This is a genomic window from Gammaproteobacteria bacterium (assembly GCA_013214945.1).
Taxonomy (GTDB): Bacteria; Pseudomonadota; Gammaproteobacteria; order Enterobacterales; family Psychrobiaceae; genus Psychrobium.
The window spans coordinates 1-17918 of sequence record JABSRT010000018.1 but is presented as its reverse complement, the minus strand read 5'-3'; the positions used below and the strand labels follow the sequence as shown (position 1 = coordinate 17918).

The window sequence follows — 17918 nt, the reverse complement described above, 5'->3', positions numbered from 1 at the left end:
TCCTGTTTGCGACCTCAGCTTAACGACTACATTAAACTGAGGTCTGCTAGATAGATATTTAACCTGAATGCCGGTTATTTAAATTGACTAGTTAGCCATGTACTTAGCAAGGTTCTTTGGTGTTACTAGCTCAAAAGGGATCCAAACTTTCTGCTCAACCTCTTTGCCTTGCGCCAACATAATAGCCGCATAGACAGCACCGCGACCTTGACCTGCCGCATTTTGGAAAACAGTTACATCTAAATCGCCCGCTTTCATCGACGCTAATGCATCAGCTGTTGCATCAATGCCAGCGACTACTACACTGTCCATGCTACGACCTGACGCTTTTAATGCCTGAATCGCACCAATTGCCATCTCATCGTTGTTTGAAATCACCGCATCAAACTCGATGCCCGCTGAGATCCAGTTAGTCATCAAGTCATTTCCTTTAGTACGTGACCACAGTGCTGTTTGCTCTGCTACAATCTTTAGCCCGTTACACTCTGGCCGTTTAATCACATCGTGAATATCTTTAGTGCGCTGTAATGCCGCCTGATTAGAGAGCTCTCCCATCATCACCACAATATTTCCTTTACCACCTAACAAACGGCAAACTTCTTCGGTTTGAAAAGTCCCAGACTCCAGTTCGTTAGATGCAACAAACGCCTGATTGTCTGGCAACTGCTTGACATTGATCGGCTGTCGATTGACATAAATAAGTGGAATACCCGCCGCTTGTGCGTCATCACTAATCGAAATCGTCGCATCTGTATCAACGGGATTGACGATAATCGCATCAACGCCTAATGCGATAAAATTCTGAATTTGGTTAAGCTGTGCGCCTACATCATTCTTGCCATCTTCAATTTGAACAAACGCTTTTTCACTTTCGGCTGCAGCTTCAATACCGTAACGTAAAGTGGTTAAAAAGTTATCGTCAAAGGCTGCCATAGAAACGCCTATTTTAAGTTCACCTGCTGATATTGGCGCTGAAATTGCTGAGACTGCTAGAGCCGTTAATACTAGTTTTTTCATTATTTTATTATCCTTTTATTTTTTAATTAATGGCCAGCATGTTTTTACACCATAACACACCGACAGAACTTTCAGCATAAAAACACGCTTAAAGCACTATATTTACTAGCTTTTATATTCCAACTTAAAATTTACGAAAAAATAATTTCGAACGTTTTGTATACGGAATATGCATTTCACTCTGCCAAGCAGACCATTCATTGTCAAATTTGAAAAAAGCTTAAATCTGTATTTTTCACAATTTTCCAATATAAAAAACACAACAATTCTTCGTATTAAATAGGCTATAGAACTAGCCGTTATTTTGCCGAAACTCTGATATTCCCTGAGCATTCACCACAAACAATAAAGCTAAACCCCCTCGGTTCGAAGCAGTGATTTATACAATAAAAAAATAATTAAAAGTAATTCGCTAATGATGCAATTACATCATTAGTGAATGGTAAAAACAGCCAAATGATGTCTTTTGATTTGATATGCATCACCAATGATGTAATTGATTGACACCAATAATTCAAATTGGTTAATTTACGCTTAGATTAAGTCGTTTAACCCAATGGGATCACCTATTAACCAAAGCCGTTAAGGCATTCACTAAAGAGAATAAGAATATGCCAAGCTATCCACTAAATTTTTCCCTCAATCACATGGTTGCACCATCATTATCACCAATTCAATTGCTAGAAGCTGCAGCAGAGCTCGGTTTGAGCGCGGTAGAGTTACGTACTGATATTGGTGACAATAGCCTTACTTCTCTCAATGAGGCTCGAGCGATTGGCGCTAAAGCTGCTCAATTGAACATTGATATCATCAGTATCAATGCGTTGTACCCATTCAATATCTGGAACAGCGAACGTGCAGCACAAGCCGACTCGCTTGCCGAACTTGCCAGCGCCTGCGGTGCCAAAGCGCTAGTGCTTTGCCCGTTGAACGATGGCAATCATGTTGAACAAAGTGCAGAGAAAAGCGCCGATTTGCGCAACGCGCTAAGCGCATTAAAAGCCATTTTAGATAAGCACCAGATTAAAGGATTAGTGGAACCACTCGGCTTTCCCATATCTTCATTACGTTTTAAGCAAGAAGCTATCGAGGCAATTGAAGCAATCGATGCCAGCGATTGCTTCTCTGTTGTACACGACACTTTTCATCATCGCGGCGCCGCTGAGCAATCGGTATTTGCACAGCAAACAGGACTTGTGCATATCTCGGGCTTAGAAGATGAGGACATTAGCTTTAATGACATGCTTGATGGTCATCGCGTTTTAGTCGGGCCTAAAGATCGCCTTGGCAACATTGAACAGATTAAACAGCTGCACAACGCAGGTTACCAAGGCTTGGTGTCTTTCGAACCATTTTCTCCGGCCATTTGGGATCTTGAAGATCCTATCAGCGCAGTAGCCCAGAGCATTAGTTACATTCGCCAAGCCTGTGAGCAGTAGTTTTTTCCCAATACAATAATAGAGACAATAGTTATGAAAATTGCTTTAGATCCATACATGCACCGTCATTTATCACTAGCAGAGACCTGTCGTTTAAGCGCGGAATTAGGTTATGAGCATATAGAATTGTCACCTCGCGAAGATTTTTTGCAATGGTGGACCAGGCCCCGCGTTTACCCTGAGCGCATTAAAACATTCAAAAAAGCCCTGCGCGATCACAATGTATCGCTCGCAACGCTGCAACCTATGTATCGCTGGTCGAGCCCTTACGCTGATGAGTGGGAAATGGCGATGGACAACTGGAAGCGTACAATTGAGTTGGCCGTTGAAATGGACAACCCGTTACTAATCTCTGAATTTGGCCGTGGTGGTTCGCCTGAACGATCAGCGGCAGATAGATCTGGCATCCATACTCCTGAAGCTTGTGAAAATGCCTTTTGGCGCTCGATGGACGTACTTGTTCCAATGCTTGAGCGCGAAGGACTAACACTAAGTATTGAACCCCACCCTGAAGATTGGGTCGAGGAAATGGCGCCTGCCGTCAACATTATAAAAAGCATTAACTCCGATGCGATCAAGTGCTCTTATATTGCACCACACTCTTTCTATTACGGTGACGACTTAGCACAGAGTATTCGTGATACAAAAGGCATACTCGCTCACGCCAGAATCGCCGACACTTTTAACCACAAGGCTTCTTCACAGCTGCGCTATATCGTCAATCCACCAGGTTCTAACGCCCGCGTACATCAACACTTAGACATGGGTGAAGGCGAAATCGACTGGGACTGTTTCTTTAAAACCTTGCACGAAGTGGGCTTTGACGGCGTTTTATCAAGCTGCGTATTTGCCTGGGAAGAGCGTGCAGAACATTCATCTCGGTTTATGCGCGAAGAAATCCAGCGCTATGTCGACAAGTACTGGAACCAATAATCAGCGACACTCAACATTTTGAACCACAAAAAATATCAACGCTTAAGGACATAGTTATGAGTATTAAAATTGGAATTATTGGCATCGGCGCTATCGGGGCTGATCATGCAAAACGTATCACCAACAGTTTAACTGGCGCTAGCATTGTCGCCCTCAATGACGTTAACCTTGCACAAGCACATGCCGTTGCAGACACACTGCAACTCAATGCTAAAGTTTATACCGACGCTCATGAGCTGATAAACGCCGATGATGTCGATGCAATATTGGTGACATCTTGGGGCCCAACCCATGAAGAGTTCGTGTTAGCCGCGATTGCTGCTAACAAATATGTGTTCTGTGAAAAGCCATTAGCGACCACAGCGCAAGGCTGTAAAAACATTGTTGATGCAGAATTAAAGGCCGGTAAAAATCTGGTACAAGTCGGCTTTATGCGCCCTTATGACAGTGGCTATCAGCTACTCAAACAAGCCATTACTAATGGCGATATCGGCGAACCGCTAATGGTGCACTGCGCGCACAGAAACCCAGAAGTACCGGAGAGTTATCTAACACCGATGGCTATTCACGATACTTTAATACATGAGCTCGACGTATTACGCTGGTTACTCGATGACGACTACAAAAGCGCTCAAGTCGTATTCCCACGTAAAAGTCGTTATGCACACAGCCAATTGGCCGATCCACAAATTGTGCTGCTTGAAACCACTAAAGGTGTACGCATAGACGTTGAAGTGTTTGTTAACTGCCAATACGGTTACGACATTCAATGTTCAGTGGTCGGCGAAGAAGGGATCGCCAATTTACCAGAGCCACAAAGCTTACTGATACGCAAAGAAGCTAAACTCGCCACTACTGTATTAACCGATTGGAAACAACGCTTTATTGATGCCTATGACGTAGAGTTGCAAGACTTTATCGATGGGGTAAAAGCACAAAACCTTATTGGCCCTACGGCTTGGGATGGCTTTGCCGCCTCAATTGCCGCAGATGCATGTGTTAAGGCACAAGAAAGTGGCCAAATTGAAAGTATAGAAATGCCTGAACGCCCAGCGTTTTACCAGTAATCCCCGACGCCGTCTCTATTGTGAGACGGCGCTTTATTGGCAATTCCCTACGTTGACTGAAAAGTTAGCTAATAATAACTGGCGTATCTAGTGCGACTAAACCGAAAATCTCTACGATATCATCGTTACGCATTCGGATGCAGCCATGTGAAGCTGGCGTGCCGATTAAGTATTCTTCATTGGTGCCATGAAAATAAACATAGCGTTTGAAACTATCAACCCCTTCACTATTATTGATTTGCTCTTCGCCTTTAAGTCTTAGAATACGTGTCAGGATATAATCCCCTGTCGGCGCAATATTAGGAGTCTCTTTAACAATATCGATAATTTCATCATTTGCGACTCTGCCAATAAAGCGCCGGCCCAATGGTTGTGTATCACCAATTAACTCACACACAGAGTGCAAGCCAACCGGCGTGCCATTACTACCAGCGGCATTATTGATACCCACTGCGGCGGTAGATACTTGGTAGGTTTTATGTACCTTACCTGCCCTATCAATTAACAAACATTGTTGATCCGCAACGTTTACGACAATAGCTTGTTCTAGCGCTGGTTTTTGCTGAAAGTATGATTGCAAAATGTCATCAATGTGTATTTTCTGCGCCATTAGTACCGCCTCTTTATCGAATTAGAATGTAGATTAGCAATTACGAGATGCGAGTACAACGCGTGGCTAAAAACCTTCACCTGTCACGTATTAATTTTGTACTAGTGTGCTGGTAATCTTTTGTTTTTAATAATACTCTTTGATTAAATTAGGCTGGCATACTTATGGAATGTTGTAGTGATAAGAGAAGCTAACGAAAATGACTGCGTAACCTTGGCAGCATTGTCTTTAGATGTATGGCTTAAAGCTTATGCAATTGATGGGATAAATTCCCAAGTTGCTCGGTTCGCATTGTCTACATTCACAGAAAGTAGTTTTAAAGAAACCCTGTTGAACAAAAAATATAAGCTGTTAGTTTATGTCGATGATAGATACCTGCGGGGCTACGCACTGGTAAATTTAGAGTCGAGTTATCAATCTGAATACTCATGCCCTGAGAAAAATGGCTTTGAAATTGAAAAACTCTATGTTCATACGGCTTTTCAAGGCCTAAATATTGGTACCAGTCTGCTGTCCGAAATTCAAATACGCTATGGTGATACTTTTTGGCTGTATACATGGGTGCGTAATGAATCGATGGGGTTTTATAAAAAATTTGGGTTCAAAGATGTCGGTGAATATCATTTTGAATTTGGCAATGAAACCATAGAAAATCGAGTGCTGGTATATCGAGCAAAGACCCAAAATAAATGAAAATGGGAATTACTATTTTACTGAGTACTATTTTACTTAGTGCTAGATTACTGAGTACTAGTTTACTCAGTACCCTTTAGTCAGCGCTCTAGTCAGTGTTAATTTACAGCGATATTTTAGCGTCTTAAAAAGAGTAATTTAGCCGCTGATTGGTCCGTAGTTCTTGGTACATTATAAAGGGCACAAAGCTAATTTATAGATAAACATTTCAAAGTAACCCTCAAAACAGTTCACGTAAAAAACGTATACAGTTCAATTATTAAGCATGTGAATTCTTATTTTTATAAAGTCTCTCGACTCAATCGTACTGTTCAGTTACTATGCGACATCGTTAAAAACTGCTCAGATAAAAGTCAAAAATCGATTTGATTTAACCAATAATTAGTCGCTTGTTTTGCATATTTATTAATAGTACCGCCTTAGTTTTTACTTCAATGATCAAACGGTCGTACACAATGATGTTGTCACCGGCGTAACTAAAGACCTAAACATAGTCTCGTTACTTGATTTCTATTTACCTCAGGATGAAAAATAAGAAATCACGCTTGGTTAAGTGGTTAAAGGAAAATTGTGTACAGACTTGTTCTTGCTAATCATCCTTTGCCTTTGAGCCCTCAATTTCTTATTAACTTACCACTTGAATCTTTATGTTGAGCACAAGTCACTGTCGAACAGTTTAGTCGACATTAATTGGGCTGCACACTAGATCGGTGCTCTATATGGAATCAAAAAGTGGCAAGGGTTATGAGCAATGTTCAGTATTAACACCTCTTTAGTTAGAACCACCGGGTTACTGATGCGACGAAAAAACGCGATAAAAAAATCGGCAGGGCTAACCCTAATTGAACTTTTGGTTACCATTGCCATTATGGGCATTGCGATGAGCATTGGTGTACCTAGTTTAAATACAATGGTAAAAGATAATGGCCTAAGCACCACCTATAACCAAATGGTTGGTTTGACAGCCTATGCGCGGATGCATGCGAGTAAAAGGCACGGCGAAAATATCACGCTATGCAAGTCGGTTAACGGCACGTCTTGCTCTAATGCTTCATCGGGCTTTAAGTTAATCGTTTTTACCGATGCTGGCACGATGGGAAGTATCGATGGAACAGATGTTTTATTGAAACAAGTCGCCATTAATGACACTAAGATCAAGTTGGACTTTAGTGGTTTTAATAATCATAGAATTGTTTTCTTGGCCAGTGGTAAACCTGAAAAAACAGGCTCAATCATGGTTTGTGATGATCGTAGCTCACATATTCACGGCCTTGTCATGAATATGAGCGGCCAGATCCGAAAGGCGACAGCGGCAGAATCATCATGCAGTTAACAAAAAGCCAGCGCTGTGGTTACCCACCCTATCGAAAATCTTCAGGTTTTAGTCTGTTAGAGGTATTAATCGCCGTTTCTATTTTAGCGGTTGCAATGCTAGGGATTGCAGCAATGCAATTGATGAGCTTAAAAGACAACCGTGATGCCTATTTCCGCTCTCAAGCTGTATTGCTAACTCAAGATATGGCAGAGCGCATGCGCAGTAATGACACGCAATTATCAGCTTATGACGGCATCGACACCAGTAACAGCTATAGCCAAACCTCGTGTTCACCTTGCACGCCAGCGCAAATAGTCAACATGGATAAATTCGAATGGAGCCAGAAGATTAAAACAACAACCAACACCACCGGCTTAATTCCTACGGGCAAAGGCACTGTGACGCAATCGGCGGGTATTTATACCATAGAAGTAAGCTGGCAAAGCGAAAGTGCCACCGCAAGTACCTTTAGTATTAATCTGGTGATATAGATTTAATGATAAAATACCCGACGTTTAAAAATAACCGACAAAAGAATGGTTTTAGTTTAATCGAGCTAATGATTGCGTTGTTGCTAACGTCAGTTGTCATCGGCAGTGTGTTTTCTACGTTTTTCACGGCTAAACAAACCGACCGTCTTGCTCAGTCTTTGGCAAGATTACAAGAGAGTGGCCGCTTTAGCCTTAATTATCTCGCGACAGAAGTGCGCATGGCAGGTTACCTTGGCTGCTCAACAGCGACAGGGACTGAATTTAACGTCAATGCGGCGAAACCTCCCGTTGGTGGCGTGATCGACAATGAAGTTATTGGTTACGATGCAACGACAAGCAATTGGTGGCAAACGACTCAATATGCAGTCGGTGGCAACCTTAAACTGCGCTCCCCAAAATTGGGGACCGATATACTCAACATTAAAATAGCGACCTCAATCGACAGTGCTTTAACCGGCAATATTACTCAAAATAATAACAATATTACCACCTCAGGTGATATCAGCGATTTTATCAGCAAAGATGATTTGGTGTTGATCTCGGACTGCGTCAATGCCGATCTTTTTGCTGCTACCAATGTCACTGTTTCGGGAGTAACAACGGTGGTGACTCATGGTGTTGCAACTACCGGAAATACTTCAGCATCATTGGCCCACAGTTACGATGAAGATACCGTGCTTTATCAGTTTGACTCAATTAGCTATTTTGTCGCCGATACCGGGCGCGACAATGCGCATGGCGATCCAATATACGCACTTTACCAAGCCAATGAAAATTTTGACGATGACACGTTTAACAGCCAAGAAATTGTCGAGGGGGTCGAGAATATGCAAATTCTTTATGGTGAGAAAAGTGCCAATGGCGACATGAATTTTGCGAAGGCCAGTGACATTGGCATTTGGGCTGATGTTACAACGATAAAAATCGCCTTAATGCTGACCAGTAACAATAGTGTGCGCCAATCGGTCGATAACAACAGTTATTCGTTATTAGATGTCAACATTACCGGCGTGTCAGGTTCGAGCATTAATGTTCATCAGAACGATAAACGGTTGCGACAAATATTCAGCAGCAGCATCGTATTAAGAAATAGGTAATATCAATGATAAATCAACGCGTGTCATTAAAAAATCAACAAGGGGCTGCGCTTATCGTTTGCTTAGTTGTATTACTCATTATTACCGTAATTGCAGCATCTGGGATCAATAATGCTTCGTTACAGCAAAACATGGCGGCAAGCATTCAACAAAAAAATCAAACATTTCAAGCCAGCGAAAGTGGTATAGCACGCTTGCTTAACGTCATTGATGGCGACTCAATATTATTAGCCAACGCATTAAATTCGCCAACCACAACCATCAATTACGACAATGGTCTCAGCAGCAGTGCCGGCAATATTATCACGGTAACAACCGAGATAAATTATATATCAACCATGGCGACCGATTTTGCCAACTCGCTTAATGCCGATGAAAACTCCACCATCATATCTGGCCATCGCTTTGTCATTACCGGTGAAGCATGGACGGATTCAGGCGCAAAAACCCACATTGAACAGGGCATAGAATATGATTAACGGAGCAAATAATGAGTAAGTTACAACCTAAAGTTTCGTGTTTTGTATTGGGCTTATTATTACCTACTCTTGCGTTATTCCCAGCACAAGCTGACGATACTGAAGTGTTATTTTCGACGGGCACTATCCCCAATGTTTTGTTTATATTAGACAGCTCGGGCTCAATGGGCATCATCGATTATGGCAAAGACTCATCTCGAATGAGGCAAATGCAGGACGCTATGATTGAACTAATTGATTCGTCTGAAAATATCAACGTTGGGCTGATGCAATTTAGCGGCTCCAGCAGCAGTGTCATTTACCCCTTTGCCAACATCGACTCAACCGTGCCAGCCCATACCATTAACGGCGTGGCACGAATAATCAGCGACTACACGGATGACTCAGTTGAATACTCAAATGGTTATATTCAGAGTTTAAGCGCGAACAGCATTTCAAGCACCAATGATAATATCATCGGCTTGCGCTTTACTGATATCACCATTCCCAAAGACCATAGTATTACATCGGCGTATTTACAGTTAAAAGCCAAAGAAAATGAGACACACAACGCTAAGGCAACAATCACGGGACAAAACGCTGGCAATACCAGTACATTCGAGCGGGTCTATTACAACATTAGCAGCCGCTCCTCAACCAGTCAGTCGGTAGAGTGGACGTTTGGCCACTGGTCGAAAAATTCATGGTATAACTCACCCGACATCACATCGATTATTAGTGCCATTACCTCCCATGCAGATTGGGAAAGTGGTAATAGTCTGGTTTTAAAATTAACCAACACTCAGGGCAACAGAACGGCGTATAGCAAGAAGGATGAATATCCTGCGATGTTAGTGATTGAAACAGCGCCCATTACCATTGAAGAGCAAACAGCTGGCGATGCCATGATTTCAGTGATCGATAAAATTCATGCCAGAGGCGGTACCCCTACGGTTAATGCATTGTATGAAGGGGTTCGTTACCTGACCGGTTCAACGGTCGATATTGGGTTGAGCCGGGGCTATAATCAATACGCCAGAGTGTCGCACGCTAATTCGTACATCAATAACAGCGTTGCTACTCCTGCAAACTGTCTTAGTTATCACCCTAACGGTTACAACTGCAGAAACGAAACCATCTCTACCAGCGGCACCGCTCCCACCTACATATCACCCATTAGTCAGACCTGTGACGCTGATAATAATTATGTAATTTTGTTAACTGACGGTTATCCATCAAGTTCGGCTCCTGAACAAACGGCCATCGAATCGTTGACCGGTGGCACTTGCTCCGGCAGTAACGGAAAACAATGTGGTACAACACTCGCTCAATTTATTCGTACCGGTGATTTACGCCCCGATTTAGCAACCACGGTTGATAGCGGTAAGTTATATACCATCGGGTTTAATCACGCGGATACTTGGCTTGAAAGCTTGGCAAGTGCGGACAATGGTGGTGGTGATTATTATACCGCCAGCTCAACAGAAGGGTTACTTAGTGCCTTTAATACTATTATTTCAAGTATCTTAGATGTAAATACTTCGTTTTCATCCGCCGGTATTTCGGTGAGCAGCTTTAATCGATTAAACCACGATAATGAGTTATATTTTTCATTATTTAAGCCAAGCAAGCAGGTGCAATGGGACGGTAACTTAAAGCGTTACGAATTAAATGGTTCTGGAAAGGTGGTCGATTCTACAGGGGCTGTAGCCGTTGACGACGCGACAGGCCTGTTCGAAGCCAACTCGATAAGCTTTTGGTCGACAATTGCCGACGGCGATGAGGTTAAAGATGGTGGTGTAGCCAGCAAATTTGAAGGCGCATTGCGTAATGTTTATACCAACTTAGGCAACGGTTTATTAAGTGATACTAGTAATCATGTTGTGACAACCAATAGCTTGTTAACCAATACCATGTTGGGCTTGCCAAGCGCCGCCAGCAGTGATGACTTAAACAAGGTCATTAATTTTTTACGCGGACTTGATGACGATAACGATGTTAGCTACCAAATGTATGACCCGCTGCATTCTGTCCCTTTTTCTGTTTCTTATAACACCATCAACACAAGCACCACGACTGAAGAAAATGTTGTGTTTGTCGGCGACAATCAAGGCTTGCTCCATGCTATCGATACCAGCAACGGTGAAGAACTCTGGGCCTTTATTCCTAAAGAGCTGTTAGCAAACCAGAAAACCCTTTACGACAACGGTGAACACTCGACTTTAGGCCACATTTATGGACTGGATGGTGATATAACTGGTGCATTAATCGATGATAAAAAGTATCTCTATGTCGGCATGCGCCGTGGTGGCCGCAGCTATTATGCCCTTGACATCACTGACAAAAATGCGCCGAGACTTGTTTGGAAAATTAGCAGTGACTTGGATGATTTTACAGAGCTTGGACAAAGCTGGTCTAAACCGATAAAAACAAAAATAGCAATCGGCAGTAACACCAAAGATGTGCTTATTTTTGCCGGCGGTTATGACAAAGCCCAAGATACTAAGCTTATTCGCTCTGATGACACCATGGGGCGCGCTATTTATATTGTCGATGCTGCCACTGGCGCTAGATTATGGTGGGGTAGCGGATCTGCAATTCAAGATGGTTCTGGTAATTTAGCCACTGAAACGATGGCGAAAATGAATTACAGCTTTGCATCTGACATCAAGGTAATTGATGTTGATAATGACCAGCTTGCTGACCAAATGTACATTGGTGATGTTGGCGGCCAATTGTGGCGATTTGATATCACCAATGGCAATAGCGCATCTAACTTAATTAAGGGCGATGTCATTGCCGATCTTAACAGTGATACCGCTGCGACAAATCGCCGCTTTTACCATGCGCCCGATGTCTCAATGTTTGACGAATCGACCTTAGCGATTGCCATTGGCACAGGGTTTCATGCAAGCCCGTTGAGTACAACGATTGAAGATAATTTTTATTTAATAAAAACCCCACTGACCACACCAACGACGCACAGCGACTTACTGCATGACCCGTTGAATTTAATGGACATTACCAGTAGCGATACCAATGGCGCCTTTACCGCCATTGACCGCACTGTTTTAGCGACAAAAAATGGCTGGTATCTTGATTTAGCATCAAACCTCGGTGAAAAAGTGCTCTCGTCGAGTACCACCGCCAATCAAGAAATTTGGTTTACTACCTTCGAGCCAGATCCTCAGACTGTCGATTGTGTCGTTACTCCAGGAATATCGCGGCTTTATCGCATCAATTACTATGACGGTTCCCCCGTTGAAGAAGGCGCGGTCGACGGACAATCATGCAGTGACCATGGTGTTTCTTGCTCGGTTACCGATCGCTACGCTAATTTAAAAACCGCCTCTTTACCCGCGGATCCGATCATCGTTAAAGTTAACGGTAACAAGCTCGTTGTCGTCGGTAAAGAAGTGACTCAATATGACACGGTTGATACTACAACCATGTTCTGGACCGACAAGGAATAACCATGAAAAACTCAAAACAAACGGGCTTTAGCCTGATTGAATTAATGGTGGTTGTCGCTATTATTGGGATATTAACCATGCTGGTTTACCCCAATTATCAAAGCTCGGTAATTAAAACCAACCGTTCGCAAGCGAAAGTTGCGTTAGAGGGCTTAGCAGCGGCCATGGAACGCTATTACTCTGAAAACAGCAGTTATGCCGGCGCGAATTTCTCCTCAGCTGGCGGCAGCATTACCGTGTCAAACCACGTCCCAAAAGACGGCACGGACAAATATTATGTACTGAGTATTACCAGTGCCACAGCCCAAGCTTTTTCCCTTAAAGCCACGGCGCAAGCTGGCACGCCACAGGCAAACAATGGTAACTTAACGCTCGGTAGTACCGGCGCTAGAACTTGGGGCGAAAAATCGAGCTGGCAGGACTAGTTTCGATTATTGATGAAAAAGGAAAAGTATGATGAAAAAGGGACACCCATTAATTTAAAAGATTAAAATCAATACTTGGGTGTCACTCTGTTGCAACTTAAGTTGTTATTGGGTTGTAGCTTACCATTAAGGCAATGCTTGACCGCGTGAACTCACATAAAGCGCATACCAGTGTTCACGGCTTAAGGTTAACTTGGCCCCTTCGCCACAATTTTTAATACGTGCGACATCTGTGGTACCAATAATTGGCTGAATATTGGCAGGATGCATCGCTAACCACGCAATGACTATCGCTTCTTTACTCACGTTGTAGTGCTGGCTCAATGTCGTGACCAGTGCCGCTGTTTGTTGCACATGTGCCGGCTTGTTAGCAGTGTCTACTCCGGTGAATAGCCCGCCACATAAACTTCCCCAAGCTTGTAGTTGCACGTTGTTTTTACGACAATAATCTAATAAAGCGGGGTCAAAGTTAACGTCTTTACCTTGTGGGTTACCTGCCAACACGCCTTGTTCTAACCAATCTAACTGCGACAGGCTCATTTCAATTTGATTGGCCACCAGCGGCTGGTCTAGTGCTGATTGCAAAAAGTTCATTTGATGACTGTGCATGTTAGACACACCAAAGTGGCGTACTTTCCCTGCCGCTTTGAGCTGGTGCAGTGCTTCAGCTACTTCGTCAGCTGCCATTAATGGATCAGGGCGATGTAGCAACAGCATGTCCAAGTATTCAACATTAAGACGCTTCAACGTGCCTTCTACCGATGAGGTAATCCAGTCTTTAGACATGTCATAACGACCTGGGCCTTGTGAGTCTTCGAACCGAATCGAGCATTTTGACTGAAGATAAATTTTTTCGCGTAATTCTGGTCGCTCTTTAAGTACCTGCCCAAACGTTAACTCGGCCTTGCCCAACGTATAAATGTCAGCGTGGTCAAAAATATTAATTCCACTTAAGAGCGCCTGCTCAACTGCGTCATGTGCAGCTAGAACATGCTTTTTAGTGACTGGCTCTGGTCCCCATCCGCCGCCAAAACCCATGCAGCCATAAACGAGTGTGCTCACCTCACTCAACGAAGAAGATAATGGAATAGTTTTCATATCAAGACCCTAGTGAAATCATCCATTCTAACTCAATTAAATCCACTTGATAATTGTTTTAAAACATAGGGATAATAAGGAACAGTTATTCAGTTTTATTTTTATACTACTCATTATTGTGGATACAACGGGGTGGGTTTTCAACTGATAACTCGCTAAAAATATTGTCAACGTTTGTCAAACTAGTTGCCACTATAGTGTTTACCAATCATTTCAAGCGAGCAGTTTTTGTACAACCAAGGTTGCAACGCCTTTATGCTAAGCAGCGAACACACTGCTTATTATTGAATGGCGTTTTTAGGACTTGAATAATTGATACCATATGACAGCACCAATTATGTTTCTACAAGCTATGCAGTTAAAAAACTAACCACTCCTATTAAGTGAGTTTTTCTTCACCCTATCACTACACGGCCCTACTCTTTTTTCTGTGGATATGACGAAACACCAAAGCTAGACCACTAAGCAATAATATAAAATAACTAAAACCACCTCCTTTGGTATTAATCGTCAGCTCTGTTGTTTCATTTTCCACTGGGGCTGCTTGATTTGCAGTCACTTGAATTTCCACCGTTCCATACGCTGTACCACCATGATTATCTTTAACTCCAAAGAGAATCAATGCTGTGCCAACGAAACTATCTGCTGGTGTATAAAACAATTTCTCGCCTTCAATTAGCACCTCTCCAAAATCAACATTGGCACTGCTAATTGTAAGTAAGTCGCCATCGATATCCGTTGAATCGCTCAGCACATCAATGCTAATGCTGGTGTTCCATGTTAGGGTTAATTGTCGAGAAGTAATACTTGGCTGATGATTTTCGCTCAACGTTACTGCAACCCCACCGGGGTCTACAATGGTATTGTTAGCCTCACCATCATCATCGTTTGGCCCACCATCTTCAATAGTAACCTGCACACACCAGTCGCCATGCGCTAAACCTTTGACCCACGTTGCATCTAGTGGCGGAGGACAAAAACCTAACACACCTGGACTTGATGAATAGTAGTTTTTATCATCAACAAAGAAATCAACCCAGCCATTAGTTTCGGTATATTTACGGTATATCGCACCTTCAGGAATTGGTAAACGCTGCGGTAATACCAAGTTATATGACTGACCTGCTAATGGTAAACCATAGGCAGCAAAGTCAAACAAACCACCAACATTTTTAGCATCTTGGTCTGTAACAACCTCTGTATCTTGCAGTTGAATACCGCCGCTTTCATTATTCGCAACAGTTAAGCCCTTACGTAAACAAACTCCCGATTCACCTTCTACTAAAAATAGTCGCGGATCTGTCACTTGCTCAGGCATAACATTACATGGGTTAATACTGTCAAGATAATCAGGAATACCATCTAAATCAGTATCACTAAAACCCTCGATATTATCAGGGATTAAATCGCCGTCACTATCATTATCAGTCAACGTAGGTAACGCAGCGGTAACTTCTAAGTAAATAATGGTTGATGTTGATTCCATCGGCACGCCATCATCGGTAACCGTTAGTGTCACTTGATAAATGCCTTGAGCTAATTCAGATGTAGCAAAGGTAAAGCTATCCTCATTGATATCGATATCATTTAATAGTCCATCGTGGCTTTCCCATAAGTAGGTATGACTGTCGCTGGTATTGGCATCTGTAATCATTGATTGAATAACAACATCGGCACTATTGGCCTCGACCAATAAACGTTGCTCATCATTTTGCCGTACACTGTAACTTAGCTCAGGCGCAATATTTTCTTCGGTGATTGTTAAAGTAAATTGCGATTTTTCTCCATAGTTTTTATCGCCGCCTAACGTAATAATAACCGTTTCGGTGCTTTCATCTAGATTATCTACCAGCGTTTCAATTTCGATCACACCCTCAGTACCCTGAGTGATAACAAGCTCACCGGAAGTTAATAGGTGATCGTTTTCATCGGCACTGCCACTGACCGTATAAGGGATCACAACCGGGTAGTCTGGTGCTGTACCATTGAGATAAACCCCAACGTTATAATGCTGCCCTTCTGCTGCGACTGCATCTTTATCAATAGTAATGAGTGGTCGTAGTTTTACTTTTTGGGTCGCTGTTTGCTCAAGACCATTTTCATCAACAGCCTTCCAATAAACAAGACTATTGCCGGGTTTAAACATACTGATCCCATCGACCAAAGATACCGGTACTATTTGACCATTTTTATCAATTGCCGTTGCGATACCAAGGTCTATTTTGGTAAATAATGCGGTAGCATTATATTCAATATCAGCGGGTAAAGTGATAATAGGTAACTGCGTATTATCAGCGTCTGTAATCAATAATTTTACAGCTGCCTTAGCACGACTATTCTCTGAGCCTGAACCATCGTCAATTAAGTAACTAAGCTCAACTTCCCCTTCAATCGCGCCATTATATTTGTAAGTCAATTGATTATTCTCAACCTCAACTAACCCAATATTAACGCTGGCACTCACAATTGATAGCGTATCACCGTCAATGTCACTGTCGTTGACCAAGACATCAAGGGCGTAATTACCATTGTCGTTATATTCAACGGTCACATTATCATTTTCAGCCAATGGCTGGTCATTGACCGGCGTAATGTTAATGCTAACGAGTGCTGAGTCTGAATTTAAGCCTGTATCTTTGGCTTGATAATAAAATTCATCACTGCCGTGATAGTTTTCATCAGCTTGATAGAGCCATGTTGCATCACTTGTACTCGATAATGACAAGCTACCGTGTGCCGGCTGCTGTGTGATGACAAAGGTTAATTGATCGTTATCAGCATCGCTACCTTCAAGTGTGATCGCTATTTCATTATCTTCTGCGACCTCAACGCTAATATTATTAGCAATCGGCGCTTCATTGACACTGGTCACCTCTAGATTAAAGCTAGGCAAGCTCGCTGACGCATTACTGTTATCTTTTACCGAGATAACAATGCCACTAGTGATACCAACATAGTTGCTGGTTGGCGTGCCAATTAATGCCCCAGTAACCGGATTAAATGATGCCCAACTTGGTTTATTGATAATAGAGAATGTTTTACTATCGTTGGCATCAGCATCTGTCACTGTCGGAGTGAAGCTATAAGCGCTATTCTCTTTAACTGTTATTGCAGGGCTGCCAGCAATAATTGGCGCATTATTTGCTGGTGCAATAATTAACGCAGCTGAGATATAAGTGATTAAATATTTAGCATCTGCCTGTACGCTCCCTTGGCTTATCACATAAGAACCAGCTGTTTCACCGGCCGCTCGACTGAGGCTGCCTGTTAACGCATCGCCATCCTCTAAGCTGCCTGAGATCAGTTGATAGCTTAAGTTAGGATCAGCATCACCAACTATTTTTGTTTTTTCATCGGCTTGTATCGTAAGCGCTATAGCCGTCGTATCATTATCAGTAATGGTATAGCTATGGGCGGTATTAGTGCCAAGAGATGCATTAGTCGGTGCTGATAAAGTAACGACTACCGTTTCGTCGGTTTCATCTAAATCATCATCAATAATAGAACTAATGATGATGGTTTTAGAGGTTTTCCCCGCGGTAAAGGTTAACGTGCCATTTGCCAAGTTATAGTCGGTGCCTAACCCTGTCGCAGTGCCCGATACTACATATTTGACGGTCACTGTTTGCGCTGAAACAGCTGATAAATTTACAGTTAGGCTTTTAGCACTTAGCGACTCTAAACCATTTGATTTTTTCGAAGCAAATTCCACCATTGGCGCAGCGTCATTATCAGTAATGGTATAGCTATGGGCGGTATTAGTGCCAAGAGATGCATTAGTCGGTGCTGATAAAGTAACGAC

At 42.7% G+C, this 17918-nt stretch carries 14 protein-coding genes; 10 read left to right on the top strand and 4 right to left on the bottom strand.

Going from position 1 to position 17918, the window contains the following annotated elements; all coding sequences use genetic code 11:
• Nucleotides 1-87: 87 nt before the first annotated feature.
• Nucleotides 88-1017 (bottom strand): sugar ABC transporter substrate-binding protein, encoded by a 930-nt coding sequence (locus HRU23_14010; protein ID NRA55254.1) that lies wholly within the window; start codon nucleotides 1015-1017, stop codon nucleotides 88-90.
• A 611-nt stretch (nucleotides 1018-1628) separates the two neighbouring features.
• Between HRU23_14010 and HRU23_14005 the strand changes: the two genes are divergently transcribed.
• From HRU23_14005 to HRU23_13995, 3 genes are read left to right on the top strand one after another with little or no spacing between them, the layout of a single operon-like run.
• Nucleotides 1629-2456 (top strand): TIM barrel protein, encoded by an 828-nt coding sequence (locus tag HRU23_14005; GenBank protein ID NRA55253.1) that lies wholly within the window; start codon nucleotides 1629-1631, stop codon nucleotides 2454-2456.
• A 33-nt stretch (nucleotides 2457-2489) separates the two neighbouring features.
• The gene (locus HRU23_14000; protein NRA55252.1) at nucleotides 2490-3389 is read left to right on the top strand and encodes a sugar phosphate isomerase/epimerase; all 900 of its coding nucleotides are present in this window, start codon (nucleotides 2490-2492) and stop codon (nucleotides 3387-3389) included.
• Between the two features lie 56 nt (nucleotides 3390-3445).
• Nucleotides 3446-4456, top strand: coding sequence for a Gfo/Idh/MocA family oxidoreductase (locus HRU23_13995; GenBank protein ID NRA55251.1), 1011 nt, complete (start codon nucleotides 3446-3448; stop codon nucleotides 4454-4456).
• Between the two features lie 64 nt (nucleotides 4457-4520).
• On the opposite strand, the gene HRU23_13990 is transcribed toward HRU23_13995, so the two are convergent.
• The gene (locus HRU23_13990) at nucleotides 4521-5066 is read right to left on the bottom strand and encodes a L,D-transpeptidase (protein NRA55250.1); all 546 of its coding nucleotides are present in this window, start codon (nucleotides 5064-5066) and stop codon (nucleotides 4521-4523) included.
• A 177-nt stretch (nucleotides 5067-5243) separates the two neighbouring features.
• Here HRU23_13990 and HRU23_13985 point away from each other — a divergent pair, with 177 nt between their 5' ends.
• The 7 genes from HRU23_13985 (at nucleotide 5244) to HRU23_13955 (ending at nucleotide 13018) form a co-directional block, all read left to right on the top strand.
• Nucleotides 5244-5759: a GNAT family N-acetyltransferase gene (locus HRU23_13985; protein ID NRA55249.1), complete on the top strand. Its 516-nt coding sequence runs from the start codon at nucleotides 5244-5246 to the stop codon at nucleotides 5757-5759.
• 751 nt (nucleotides 5760-6510) lie between these two features.
• Nucleotides 6511-7092, top strand: coding sequence for a type II transport protein GspH (locus HRU23_13980; protein ID NRA55248.1), 582 nt, complete (start codon nucleotides 6511-6513; stop codon nucleotides 7090-7092).
• A complete protein-coding gene (pilV, locus tag HRU23_13975) occupies nucleotides 7083-7565 on the top strand; it encodes a type IV pilus modification protein PilV (protein NRA55247.1) in 483 nt (160 codons plus the stop codon). The genes HRU23_13980 and pilV overlap by 10 nt, the downstream gene beginning before the upstream one ends.
• A 5-nt stretch (nucleotides 7566-7570) precedes the next feature.
• On the top strand, nucleotides 7571-8662 hold the full coding sequence (locus tag HRU23_13970) for a PilW family protein (GenBank protein NRA55246.1): 1092 nt from the start codon (nucleotides 7571-7573) through the stop codon (nucleotides 8660-8662).
• Nucleotides 8663-8667: 5 nt separating this feature from the next.
• Nucleotides 8668-9141, top strand: coding sequence for a pilus assembly PilX N-terminal domain-containing protein (locus tag HRU23_13965; protein ID NRA55245.1), 474 nt, complete (start codon nucleotides 8668-8670; stop codon nucleotides 9139-9141).
• 11 nt (nucleotides 9142-9152) lie between these two features.
• The gene (locus HRU23_13960) at nucleotides 9153-12593 is read left to right on the top strand and encodes a VWA domain-containing protein (protein ID NRA55244.1); all 3441 of its coding nucleotides are present in this window, start codon (nucleotides 9153-9155) and stop codon (nucleotides 12591-12593) included.
• 2 nt (nucleotides 12594-12595) lie between these two features.
• Entirely contained in the window at nucleotides 12596-13018 is a 423-nt protein-coding gene (locus HRU23_13955) for a type IV pilin protein (GenBank protein NRA55243.1), read from the top strand.
• A gap of 126 nt (nucleotides 13019-13144) precedes the next feature.
• Here HRU23_13955 and HRU23_13950 read toward each other — a convergent pair whose 3' ends face one another.
• A complete protein-coding gene (locus tag HRU23_13950; protein ID NRA55242.1) occupies nucleotides 13145-14116 on the bottom strand; it encodes an aldo/keto reductase in 972 nt (323 codons plus the stop codon).
• Nucleotides 14117-14522: 406 nt separating this feature from the next.
• The coding region (locus tag HRU23_13945; GenBank protein ID NRA55241.1) for a tandem-95 repeat protein at nucleotides 14523-17918 on the bottom strand (3396 nt) is incomplete at its 5' end.